Source organism: Lactobacillus kimbladii (assembly GCF_014323605.1).
In the GTDB taxonomy this organism is placed as follows: Bacteria; Bacillota; Bacilli; order Lactobacillales; family Lactobacillaceae; genus Lactobacillus; species Lactobacillus kimbladii_B.
In genome coordinates this window covers 385,612-397,951 of the sequence record NZ_SCMB01000001.1, presented here as the reverse complement: position 1 = coordinate 397,951, position 12,340 = coordinate 385,612, and the positions used below count along the sequence as shown (strand labels likewise).

The following is a 12,340-nucleotide window of genomic DNA, read 5'->3' as shown; positions in this document are numbered from 1 at the left end:
TATTTGTTATAATTAATTTAGAATTCAAGCAAATTGTTTTGAGGGCGGTTGGCTGTTGATCTGGAAAGGAGATGGTGCCTATGGCACGAAATCTTTTAGAAAGAGAAGCAGTTAATGAGCGTTTACCAAGCATTACAAATAATGTTGGCATTCGCCACGTTTATTATTGTGTTGTTGGATTATATCAATAATCACAAGAAATAAAAAAGACCGTCCCAATCATACTTTAGCAAGTTAGGGATAGTCTTTTTTATATTCCTACTCAGCTAACCGCCTTTAGAGCGGCTGCTTGTTTTCAAAAAGGTCTTGTTAGCGCAAGGCCTCTTTTCTTTACAATTAAATTATATCATGACTGAATTAATTTTGCACAAGTGGACTGAGTCAGGGATTGCATGTTGCCATTTATAATCGTTTTTTTAACAGTTACAAAATAGGATTAAGGAAAAAATTAGTGCTAACGGGAAATTTGTCAGTATAAATATTAAAAGAAAATAAAATTATCTTATTGACTTTTAAAGATTAGAGCCTTAGTATTTTGGTTATCTAATATTTATTTTTTATTAATTTAAAAGCCTGAGTTTTAATAATTAAGCTAAAAATTTCTTCACATGGCTTATTGGACAAGCTTAAGAGCAATATTGAATTTAAAAATGAGTATACATACTATAAGTGAAGAACTAGACTAACAAAATGCTATTTAAAAAATATTGGACGGGAAAACTATGATTATAAAATACTCACACCCATGGAAAATAGCCTTATACGTTTTTTTTGCTTTTTTGAAATCGCTTCAGGTTGTTTTTGCTGCCTTCATTTTTCAAAAATTTATTGATTTCGCCCAAAAGCCTCAAGGCAGCTTAATCAAGCTGACTGTCTTTGCTGTTTGTGGTCTGCTAATATTTGGAATAGTCGGCGTTATATATCAGTATTTCTATTATAAAATTATAGAAGAAATTAATCTTAACCTAAAAAGTGCGTCTGCTAATTATTTAGTGAATAACTATGCTGGCCATAACGAAATTGACAGTTCATTTATGACCAATGACCTCAAGCAAATTGAAACTAATAGTATTGAGGCAGAGCTTTCAATTATTTCTGATTTAATTCAATTTTTGGCAGCTGTAATCTCTGCATTTGTTAGTTCTTGGATTATTGCGCTGGTATTTTTAATAGCTTCATTTACTCCTGCCGTTATTCAGTCTGTTTTTGGCCCTAAGATCGAAAAAAATTCTGAAAAGTGGGAAAAATCCAATAGCAACTACACCAACACCGTTATTGAAACTCATTCCGGAGCAGAAATGGTTAACATCTATGATGTTCAATTTTCAATGGTTAACAGGCTGATTAAAGCAGCGAAGCTAATGGAAACGGCTCTTTTCAAAACCAATTGGACTAAAGGTATGTCTAATGAGATGACTATGATAGTAGCATATATTTTCAGTATGTTCCTTCCTTTTGCCATTGGTATTAGTTTCATTGTTAGCGGTCGGCTGACTTTAGGCACGTTTATGATGATCGCACAACTGGCTAATAATTTTATTAATCCTGTAGTTGGTATTTTTGGGTCAGTAAACGATATTAAAACGGCAAAGCCGATTTTGCAAAAAATCAAAAAAATCGACTTGTTGATAAAGCCGCAGGGCAGTAAAACTGCAACTGCTTCAGATACTTTTCAATCATTACAATTGACTGATGCTGGAGTTAGCCTGGGTAAACAGAAAATTTTTGCCAATGTTAACTTAAAAATTGATTCTGGGGAAAAAGTTCTCCTGCAAGCCCCATCAGGTTGGGGGAAATCAACTTTACTGAATGTCTTAATTGGTATTCAACAACTTGATTCTGGATCCTATGAAGTTAATCATTCTGAAGTAAATGGTAATTGGGCAAAACTACACGAGTACTTTTCCTTTATTCAGCAAAAGCCTTTTATTCTAGATGATACTTTAAAATACAACATTACTTTAGGTCGCCATGTGTCTGAAGAAGACTTAAATTATGCTGTTGAACAAGCAGGCTTAAATGATCTCGTAAACGAAAAGGGATTAGACTACCAACTTGGAAAGAGTGGCAGTAATTTATCTGGTGGTCAAAATCAACGAGTTGAAATTGCACGAGCATTAGTATCAAAAAGACCAATATTATTAGCTGATGAAGCAACTTCATCTCTTGATCAAAACTTATCTTTGCAAATACATCAAACAATTCTAAGTGAGTTTAAAGGAACTGTTATCGAAGTTGCTCACCACATTTCATCAAACGAAAAGGAAATGTTTGACCAAATAGTTGACTTGGCAAAGCAATCTTGATCTTGAGCTATCAATAAAGCATAGTAAAGTAAGAGAGAAAAATAAGTAAAAAAGGATATGACTCTCGAAATTGAAGTGTTCCATAATAGTTAGACAATAATCCGACTATAAGGAGCACTTTTTTCATGAATAAATGTTCCATTGCTTTGAAAAGCTGTATAAGAATCTCACCGAGCTGGGAGACGCAGTAAGAAACTTATTGAGTATTACAATCACAAAAGAATTAAAATCAAGCTAAAAGGACTAACTCCGATCGAATATCGGCAGTTAGTCCTCAGTAAAGCTAATAAAGTGTCCTAATTTTAGGGTTCACATCATTTAATAATTTCTTGCTTCTTTAATTAACTTTGTAAGTTTCTAATATTTTTCTGGCATTGAGTTTCTTGAATTACTGTAGGCAGCATATTCATCAACTGTTAAGTAGGCTAGTTTTGCTTTCATCTGTAAACGTCTCGTGGCTTCTTTAACTTCTGAAACTGTTGCTTTATCTGAACTATTAATTTCTTTGGCTCTTTTTAGTGCATCATCATAAAAATTAAAGTGGTAAAACTTGTATCCATCAGTATTGTGAACTGCATTTTCCTGTTCAATTTCCTTTTGGAGGTCTTTTTTATCTGCTGCAGTTGCTATTTTCGCATCTGCTTTAGCTTCATCAACCGTATTAAGAGGTTTCAAAAATGGACCAGAAATATATTTACTGTCAGCAGCTTTGATGAATGACATATGTTCTTCATTGTTTTCTTCAAAGTTGCTGTTCGAAAAGTTATTGGCGTCGCCTAAATGATAGTAGAGCTCAGCTTTGTTGTCCTTATTCGACCAAATGTATAGTAATTCATCAACCGGAATTTTCTCGCCTTCAATAAAGGTGGTTAGACCGGCTTTATAATCTTGATTTGGTCGTAAATTTCCATTAGCATCAAAAATATCAGTTCCAGCAGTAATTAAAACATAGGTGTCAGCGGTAAAAGTCAGCAGCCTTTGTCTTGGCTCTTTTTGTACGTATGATTTAGGAAACCAGCCAGTTTTTGTCCCACTAATAATGTAACTTGGTGAACTGGTTGGATCATACCTAAATAGCGTTTCACAGTTAACTTTTATTTTTTGTAAAGGCTTAACCGTGATTTGTTCTTTGCCCAAGCCAATCTGAACTCCTTTGGAGTCAATATCCTTTGGACTAATTGTCACGGTTGCTTCTGCGACATAAAGGGGTTTGTTATCAATGTTGCCAATATTGGCCGCATTAACATAGCCACCGGCTCCAATATTGTAGTAATATTTACCACCGATTTTTTTATAAGGGAGCCATGACTGATTATAGTTATCATCATTGACTAAGAAATACTGCTTGCTATTCCGGTCAATTTTTTCTACAGAGCCAGAGTATTTCAAAGGGGTGCCTTTGCGCAAATGCGTATTCTTTTTACTGCCACGGAATTTGTATAGCCGTTTACCATTCTTATCGTAAACATAAGAATGGTAATTGAGCTCCAAGTTGCCATCTTGTACCTGTTTGTTAACAACACCAACATTAGCCGCCTTAACGTAGGCACCACCAGTTAAAGGATAGTAGCTTTTACCATTAATCGAAGTTGTTTTGGCATTACCGTTTACAGTGGTGCCCATACGCAATGTCCCTTTACCGTTATAATAGGTGCGCTTGCCCTGAGCCGTATAAACATAAGAATTATGATTCAACGTGAGAGTATCAGTCTTAGCAGCTAATACTTCTGTATTGCTTGGCATTATTGCGGGTAGCATAGGACTAATAGCAAGAATGCTTGCTATGGAACCATAAACAAACTTTTTATTTAATTTCATGTAATCACCTCAAAAACTGATTAAATATCTACTATTCATTATAGAGCAGTATAGCTGTCTTTGAATAGGCTTTCAAAGAAACTAATACTAATTTAATGAATTGAAAATAAGCTAAAGCGATTTAAATTTGAAAGCAGACAAAAAATTAATTTCCCAAGAATAGTGAAGTTAATCAAGATAAGCGTTTTATTTAGTTGTAGTGCTTTTTGACTCTCTAGATAATTTAGTCATAAAAATAGTCCCAAAAGTTGTCTAACTTCTGGGACTCATTTTATAGCAGTCCGCATTCCTTACTCTACTAATTGTCTTTGGAAAGATATAGTAAGCATCTTAAATGGAGTTGCCTCACAAAGCTTAGTAATATCTAAAATTAATTAAAACTTGTGTAAACCTAGCGCATGTAGTGCGGCTAAGTTTAAAATATTCCATTGCCGATCAAAACTTGGTGAGAAGAAGAAGTCTTGTTCAGCTAAATCTTCTAATGTTAATTTATGACCAATTGCTAAGCTTAAGACATTGCCTTGAGCGGTGATATCATGCTTGGACATAACTGCACCTCCAAGAATCTGATGAGTGTCCTTATTATAAGTTAAGGAAATATGTCCCAACGGATTATCATTTGCAGGAATAAAGTCTGGACGCAAATGATCGATGTAGATGCTAGTTGCAGCATTAATGCCGGCAAATTCAGCAGATTTTTGTGGGAGACCGCTAACTACTGCATGTACATCACCAAATTCTAGCAATTGTCCGCCAACTAAGCCTGGGAATGGACGGCTTGGTTTTTCTTCAAACAAATGTTGTACTAAGTAATTTGCTTCGTGGCGAGCAGCGACTGCTGATGGAATTGGCATCCTTTTATTAGCCGGGATTGACAGTGGCCAAATAGCATCACCCAAAGCATAAACATCTTTTTGATTAGTTCTTAAATATTCGTCTGTTTCAATATAACCCCGTTGGTTTAAATTAATAGTATCTTTAAGCCAGTCTGTATTAGCAACAATGCCTGCAGCAACAATGACTAAATCAGCTTTAATGTCACCATGATCAGTTTGGACTAGGTGATCATTGGTAAAGCCAGTAACTTTTGTATCAAGCTTTAAATCGACACCCTTGTCTCGCATTTCTTGTTCAAAAACATCGGTAAAGTCTTTTGAAAAATAATTAGCTAAAATATGGTTGCTGGCATCAACCAAGGTCATGTTTTTACCAGCTAAAACACCAGCTTCAACGGCAGCGATTCCGTTACCAGCACCTACTACAACGATATTTTTAATTTCATCATTATGAAGAGCTTCATTGATCTTTTTAGCCCAACTGTAGCCCCGCATTAAATAAACGTAGTCTAAATCTGCCCCTGGAATTGGCAATTGGAGTGGATCAACTCCTGGAGACAAGATTAATTTGTCATAGTTAACTTCTTCAGTCTGACCAGTTTGGGTATTTTTAATTGTAACTTGCTTATTTGCCGGATTTAAGGCAACTGCTTGCGAATTATTGACAATCTTACCACCTAATTTTTCCAAATCAGCAGGTGAAAAATTGCGTACATTGTCCTGACCGGTAGTTTTTTCTTCTAAAAAGAGCTTCATTCCGCAAGACATAAATGAAACAAAGTCACTTGCTTCATAAATAGTGACATCAAGATCTTGATATCTGTCTAATAATTCGATGGCTGCCTCATGACCTGGATGAGAAGCACCAATGATGACTACTTTTTGATTCATTGAAAAAATCCCCTTTTTATCAGTATCTAAAAGCGTTTGTAGCACTTTCATTGTATCCTATGGTAACACAAGAAATGTGTCAGTTATACAAAGATGCATCAGTATAGCTAATTTGTATATATATTAAAATTTATAAAGTAATAAAAATTAATACCACCATATAAATTTACTTTACAAATTTCACTAAATATAAAATTTACTGATAATTTATGAGTAAAATACGGCCAAGTAAATCATTTAAAAAGAACCTAAGAAGTATAAGCGGTACTCAAATAATAGTACAAATAGAATATCATTTGAGAAAGGAAAGTGTTCATTTAAGTATGTGAGATCAAAATGAAATTGCAACTTTTGCTATTGCTTTAAAATCCGAAAGAAAAGGCAAAAACAGTTCTTTGTCAAATTTTGTTGATAAAGAGTAAATGAAAAGAATCAAGTATATAATATACTGCTTGGTTATTTTCTTTGTTTTCTTCCAATCTGATCCTTATTAGAAAATTTTTGAAATTGGTGTGGCCAAAAGATGTGTGCTCAATTTATTTGTTTAGAGCAAACTCCTTTTTGACATCTACTATTACAAAATATATTGATCTGCTTTTTTATATATAATATAATCATCTTTATTATGTTATACAAGTTAATTTTAATATTGCTAAATTGCTTGTATATAGTTTAGCATTAAAAACTATTTGAGTATATTTTAACAATAAAAATTATTATAAAAGAGGAAAACATGTCTGATTTAATAGTAACAAATAAACTAACAAAAAAGTTTAAAGATCAAGTTGTACTCAATCAAATAAGCTTACATGTCCCAGAAAATCAGGTTTATTGTCTGCTAGGACCTAATGGCGCAGGTAAGACTACCTTAATGAAGATTTTAACAGGAATCATACCCACTACTAGCGGTACTATTATGTTTGCTGGTCACGATTGGTCTAGAGCGGATTTATCTGCTATTGGTTCCCTGATTGAAAATGCACCTCTTTATGGAAATTTAACGGCTGCTGAAAATCTCCAGGTAGTTTGTCGTTTAAGAGGGGTCGAAGAAAATAAAATACAACCAATTCTGGAAAAAGTAGGCATTAACGATACGGGGAAAAAACTGACAAAAAATTTTTCTCTGGGAATGAAAGAAAGACTTGGAATTGGATTAGCTATAGTTGGTCAACCCAAGTTGTTAATTTTGGATGAACCGACAAATGGACTTGATCCACTGGGCATTCAGCAATTGCGGAATTTAATTACTAGCTTTAAGAAAGAAGGCATTACTATTATCATTTCTAGTCATATGCTTTCTGAAGTCGAGCGTCTAGCCGATAAAATTGGTATTATCGGTAAAGGCCAGCTTTTGCTTGAAAAAACTATAGATCATACAGAAAATCTGGAACAATTATTTAATGATACTTTAATGAATGCTGGTGTAACGAATGCTTAACTCATTGTCTATTGAAGTAATAAAAACAAAAAGAACTTTAGTCAGACAGTTGTTGTGGCTTTATCCTCTTTTAGTAATAATTGTAGTGACAGTGCTTTTTGCCACTACTGGTTATGCTATTCAAAGTGTCATTAATCAGTGGAGTACCATTTGGTTTCCCTTATTGCTTGCTTTGGTTGTTGGGCTGATTGACCGACACGAGAAAAATAGCACGAATTATAAGTTGATTTTGAGCTCACCTTACAATTTATTTGATTATGAATTAGGTAGAATTCTACACGTTGCACTTTTAACATTAGTTTCTTCTTTATTCTTAGTTCTTTTTGTAAGTTTGCTTTATGTTATTTCTGAAATCAGTGTCTCGTTGATCTCTTGTTTTTTAGCAATTTTGGGTATTTGGTTAGTTAATCTTTGGCAAATTCCATTATATATTTGGCTTAGTCGCCTTACTAATATATATGTAACTATTGTATTGGCCTTTGCCGGAATTTTTAGCGGCATAGAAGTAAATAGTTATTTCCTTGGCAAAATTTGGCCATTTACCTGGTCTGAACTTTTCCCAGTACCGCTAATAAAAATGAATATTAACGGATTACCTCTAAGTCATAATGTGGCAGGTTCAAATAATTATTTGATTATAGCAGCAGCTATTCTGCTTTTCATTTTGCTCAGTTATCTCGCTGCCAGATCATTTAAGAAGCAGGTAATTAAAAATGCTTAAAAATATTTTTCGGTCAGAAAACGTTAAACTTAAGCGGAGTTTTTTATTATATTTACATTTGTTAACTTTAATTGCTTATCCATTATTAATGGGATTTTATTATGGTACAAGAAAAAACATTGTAAACTCATCCGTTATGATAATAACTTTTTACGAATTGCTGGCGCTTATTTCTCCGCTAGTTATTAGCATTGTTATCGGTCTGGTTTTTGATCGCGAAGAAAAAGCTGGTCATTGTAAAAATTGGTTGGCTAATCCTGGCAAAAAAGGCTTAACTATTGGGCTGCAGCTATTTTATTATTGGTTATTATATTTCTTTGAAATTATCGGAATGAGTTTAATTTATTTCTTTATTTTAAGATTTGCTTTTCTGATAAATAATATATCCTTTATTAAAATTTTACTAACCAGTTTTATTTTTGCACTTTTCGGTCTTATTCAATACGAACTAGCACAATGGATAGTATTAAAGCTTAATGCTGGTGGTGCCATGATTCTGGGCTTTTTTGGTGTTGTAATCTCAGGCTTAAGCATTACCAGTCTTTTTGATTTTATCTGGCCCGTGATTCCTTGGGCGTGGCAAATAAGATTAATCACTTTTTGGGAAGCTACGATTAGCAGTCAAGTACAAACTCTGACGGCTTGGGAAATGATTATTCCGTTAATTTTAACTATGGTTATAACTTTGTTAATTATAAAAGTGTTCGACAACTGGCAAAATTAGAAATGACAATTAAATAAATAATTGCTCATTGTCGTTGATGTAAATAAAAAGAATCAAGCAGTTTATTAGCTACTTGATTCTTTTCGTTTAATCTCTATCAAAAGGATTTGACAAAGAGCCGTAAAAATCAGCTATTAGGTGCATTATTTTGTATTATGCTATTTAACAATTAGTCCAAAAATTGTAAAAAGGTCCCGAAAGTTAATTAACTTCCAGGACTTATTTTTTCTAGTTATAAATTTAATTCTGTTTTTAAGGCTTTAGTTAGTAGAGCAGAAAAATTTAAATTTTTCTCTTTGCCCATTTTTATCAGATATTCTGGTACAGTTACTGTTTTGCGGATTGTCTTGGAATTATTGCGTCTATAATCATCCATATCAATGGCAACAATAGTTTTAATATCATTGTCAGCAACATGAATACTTTCTAACTTAGATGGTTTAGGATAATTAGTCGTGTCTTCCAACATTAATCCAATCATATCAGAAGCCATTTCCAAAGCATTAGTTAAATCTTCGCCCTGAGTAAAACCACCTGTAATATCTGGAACTTCGACAGTATAGCCAGTGTCTTCAGGGTGAAGTATAACAGGGTATACTAAAAGTTTAGACATATTAATTCCTCCTAACATGTAAAAATTAGCTGAAAAATTCATTTTAATCCAGCTTCTTTTAGAATTCTCTGTTCTAGTCCTTTTTTCATTTCTTTCGGATGAATGGGAACAGGAATAGTAACATTTGTAATGGGGTTATACATTTTTAGATGGAATCCGTTTTGAGACTTTTTTACAAAGCCTTGCTTTTTTAAAATCTTGATAATTTCTCTTGACGTCTTCGTCATAAAGTAAACCTTCCATGTTTCTTATTATACGTATAAATACATATAAATTCAACGAAGAAAGTTTAAAATTAAGTATCTCCATATATATTAAGATATTTGCCTAATTAAGCCCACCATTTTTTACCTTCATTAATTACTGAGAAAGGTTCAGAATGAATTATAGCCAGTATGTTTGCGCTATCATTTGTTTTGCATTTTTATGAAATAAGAGCGATGCAGTAACAACAGTGCCTGCCTTAAAAGAAAGAAGTAAAAGTTATATGTATAAAAAACTTTTTCGCTACTTACTAGTTGCTATCTTAAGCGCGTCTGTAAGTTTGATATTAAACCAACATGTTAATACTGTAGACGCCAAAAGTATTGTTAAGACTATAATGCATAATGCTCAAGCTTGCGACTTATACGGTGATAAAGTCAAAGGAAAATATACGGCTTATACTCAAGTTAAGGTGGACGATGACCCAATTTCATTCAGATTTAAACCGTTTGCACCAGCATACAAAATTAGCGGTAAAAATAAATATATCAAGGCCAGCAACATAGATGGTGTTAAACGTAAAGTCAAACATAATTCCTTTGTTTACGCTACGAGCTCGCGGAGGGCTGATTCTCGCTTGCTTAAAAAGGGCAAGACAATAACAACTTATGGCAATTCCTTCAAATTTAAGAACGGTTTACGGTACTACCGCATTGGTGGATCAAAAAAGCAATATGTGAAAGCTGCTAACTTGGGTAAAATTATTGGTTCTAATACAGAAGAAACAACTGTGACAGTAACTGCAAAAAAAGGTGCTGATATTACTGATTATGCTTTTATTGATAGTGACGATGAAGACATTGTAAAGAGAGTCAAGAAAGGAACCAAATTCAAAGTTGATTATGCTCAATATTCTTCCATGGATATAGACGATCCTGATGGATATGAATATCATATAAAAGGTACAGACTTTTGGATATGGTACCGTGATGTCAAAGCAGATAAGAAAATACCAATACATGATTATAAATTTGAACATTTTACTTATATTATGTTTTATAAAGATACTGATGTTTATAATGCTGACGGTACAAAGCAAGATCATCATGGGCAAAAAATTATCAAACAAGGAGGTTTTATAAAGGTAAACAAATTGCTTTATATTTGGATAAAATCCAAAAATAAGGCTGAATTGTTTTATCATTTAGCAGGCCATCAATTTTACGCTACAGATTTACCAGATGGAAACAGTGGCTCGGATGTAATAAATGTCGGTCAAGGCTATGTTAAGAAAAAAGATGTTAAATTTATTGATGGTCTTAAGCTAAGTCCAAGTAATACACCAGAAGAAGCGCGTCAAGCTGCAAAACAAGATACAAATAAGAAAGCTGAATAATTTTTGAAATATGTCTAGAAGGGAGAAAATATATGAATAAGCAGTTTCTACATTATGTTGCAGCTACTATTTTAAGCGTTTGTGCAATTTTTGTTATGAACCAAAAAGTCAATACTGTAGAAGCTAAAAGTATTGTTAAGACCGTGATGCACGATGCTCAGGCTTACGATTTGTACGGTGATAAAGTAAAAGGAAAATATGCAGCTTACACTCAGGCTAAGTTAGATGATCAACCAATTCCATTTTCTTTTAAGCCGTTTGCACCCGCATATCAAATTAAAGGTAAAAAGCAATATATCAAGGCAAGTAATATTGACGGTGTTAAACGCAAGGTCAAACGAAACTCTTATGTTTACGCTACAAGCTCTCGGAGGGCTGACTCCCGTTTGCTTAAAAAGGGTAAGACAATAACAACTTATGGCAATGCTTTCAAATTTAAAAACGGGCAACGTTATTACCGCATTGGTGGACCAACAAAGCAATATGTTAAAGCCTGCAACTTAAGTAAGATTATTAGTTCTAATACAGAAGAAACAACTGTGAAAGTAACTGCAAAAGAAGGAGCTGGACTTTATGATTTTATTAAAGACGATACTTATTCCACGAAAGCCAAAAGGGGTACAAAATTTACGGTAGACTATGCTGAAAATAATGGAGGAGATGAAGATGATCCCCAAATATTTACTTATCATATTAAAGGTACAAAATATTGGTTACTGAGCAGTGAAGTTAAAGCCAAAAAGAAAATGCCTGTACATTACTATGATTCTGAACATTATTCTTACATTAAGTTTTATAAAAATACAGATGTTTACAATGCAGACGGTACTATGCAAGATCATCACGGACAAAAGATCAGAAAACAAGGTGGGTTTTTAAAGGTAAATAAATTGCTTTATATTTGGGTACCAGCTGAAAAGAAAGCTGAATTATTTTACCACTTGAAGGGCCATGAATTTTACGCCTCTGCCTCACGAGACGGAGGAACCTCTGTAATAGATGTTGGTGATGGCTATGTTAAGCAAAAAGATGTTAGATTTATTGACGGCGTAAAACTAAGGCCGATCAACACAGCTGAAGAAGCCCAGCAAAACGCTAAGCAAAAGGCAGACAAATAAATTATTTTAAGAGAACTAAATAATTTAAATGTACCTAATAGTAAAAGCCAGCTATTGGATGCATTTTTTATTAAGATATTTGCCTAATTAAGCCCACCATTTTTTACCTTCATTAATTACTGAGAAAGGCACAGAATAAAATTATATGATTCCTTGTTTTGATTACAGAAATTAGACAATCAAAAATAAAGATAGCAATTTTTTGAAGAAGAGAGGTTAAAGTACATGAATAAGAAACTTACTCATTATTTAGCAGCTGGTTTTTAAGGCTTAAC

The 12,340-nt window shown here is 33.4% G+C and carries 11 protein-coding genes and 1 pseudogene; 8 read left to right on the top strand and 4 right to left on the bottom strand.

Annotation, left to right across the window (positions count from 1 at the left end; genetic code table 11):
• Nucleotides 1-114: 114 nt before the first annotated feature.
• The 3 genes and pseudogenes from ERK18_RS09615 to ERK18_RS09450 all read left to right on the top strand — a co-directional run.
• Nucleotides 115-204: a putative holin-like toxin gene (locus ERK18_RS09615; protein WP_081945396.1), complete on the top strand. Its 90-nt coding sequence runs from the start codon at nt 115-117 to the stop codon at nt 202-204.
• A gap of 518 nt (nt 205-722) precedes the next feature.
• A complete protein-coding gene (locus ERK18_RS01965) occupies nt 723-2,306 on the top strand; it encodes an ATP-binding cassette domain-containing protein (RefSeq protein WP_187154058.1) in 1,584 nt (527 codons plus the stop codon).
• A 192-nt stretch (nt 2,307-2,498) separates the two neighbouring features.
• Nucleotides 2,499-2,606 (top strand): annotated as a pseudogene (locus ERK18_RS09450) (IS3 family transposase); the annotation flags it as partial.
• Between the two features lie 57 nt (nt 2,607-2,663).
• Here the strand turns inward: ERK18_RS09450 and ERK18_RS01955 are convergent.
• Together ERK18_RS01955 and ERK18_RS01950 are read right to left on the bottom strand one after the other, a co-directional pair.
• Nucleotides 2,664-4,124, bottom strand: coding sequence for an SLAP domain-containing protein (locus ERK18_RS01955; RefSeq protein ID WP_187154057.1), 1,461 nt, complete (start codon nt 4,122-4,124; stop codon nt 2,664-2,666).
• A gap of 374 nt (nt 4,125-4,498) precedes the next feature.
• Nucleotides 4,499-5,851, bottom strand: a complete 1,353-nt coding sequence (locus ERK18_RS01950) for an FAD-dependent oxidoreductase (RefSeq protein WP_187154056.1) — start codon at nt 5,849-5,851, stop codon at nt 4,499-4,501.
• A 733-nt stretch (nt 5,852-6,584) separates the two neighbouring features.
• Here ERK18_RS01950 and ERK18_RS01945 point away from each other — a divergent pair.
• The 3 genes from ERK18_RS01945 to ERK18_RS01935 are packed head-to-tail and all read left to right on the top strand — an operon-like array spanning nt 6,585 to nt 8,734.
• A complete protein-coding gene (locus tag ERK18_RS01945; RefSeq protein ID WP_187154055.1) occupies nt 6,585-7,289 on the top strand; it encodes a lantibiotic protection ABC transporter ATP-binding subunit in 705 nt (234 codons plus the stop codon).
• Nucleotides 7,282-8,010: a lantibiotic immunity ABC transporter MutE/EpiE family permease subunit gene (locus ERK18_RS01940; protein WP_187154054.1), complete on the top strand. Its 729-nt coding sequence runs from the start codon at nt 7,282-7,284 to the stop codon at nt 8,008-8,010. Before ERK18_RS01945 ends, ERK18_RS01940 begins: the two co-directional genes overlap by 8 nt.
• Nucleotides 8,003-8,734, top strand: coding sequence for an ABC-2 family transporter permease (locus ERK18_RS01935; RefSeq protein WP_187154053.1), 732 nt, complete (start codon nt 8,003-8,005; stop codon nt 8,732-8,734). The genes ERK18_RS01940 and ERK18_RS01935 overlap by 8 nt, the downstream gene beginning before the upstream one ends.
• A 232-nt stretch (nt 8,735-8,966) precedes the next feature.
• Here ERK18_RS01935 and ERK18_RS01930 read toward each other — a convergent pair whose 3' ends face one another.
• Together ERK18_RS01930 and ERK18_RS01925 are read right to left on the bottom strand one after the other, a co-directional pair.
• Nucleotides 8,967-9,347, bottom strand: a complete 381-nt coding sequence (locus tag ERK18_RS01930; RefSeq protein WP_187154052.1) for a type II toxin-antitoxin system HicB family antitoxin — start codon at nt 9,345-9,347, stop codon at nt 8,967-8,969.
• 38 nt (nt 9,348-9,385) lie between these two features.
• Nucleotides 9,386-9,574, bottom strand: a complete 189-nt coding sequence (locus ERK18_RS01925; RefSeq protein ID WP_187154051.1) for a type II toxin-antitoxin system HicA family toxin — start codon at nt 9,572-9,574, stop codon at nt 9,386-9,388.
• A gap of 260 nt (nt 9,575-9,834) precedes the next feature.
• Between ERK18_RS01925 and ERK18_RS01920 the strand changes: the two genes are divergently transcribed.
• Together ERK18_RS01920 and ERK18_RS01915 are read left to right on the top strand one after the other, a co-directional pair.
• Nucleotides 9,835-10,947: an SLAP domain-containing protein gene (locus tag ERK18_RS01920; protein WP_187154050.1), complete on the top strand. Its 1,113-nt coding sequence runs from the start codon at nt 9,835-9,837 to the stop codon at nt 10,945-10,947.
• A 32-nt stretch (nt 10,948-10,979) separates the two neighbouring features.
• Nucleotides 10,980-12,065: an SLAP domain-containing protein gene (locus ERK18_RS01915; protein WP_187154049.1), complete on the top strand. Its 1,086-nt coding sequence runs from the start codon at nt 10,980-10,982 to the stop codon at nt 12,063-12,065.
• Nucleotides 12,066-12,340: the final 275 nt, after the last annotated feature.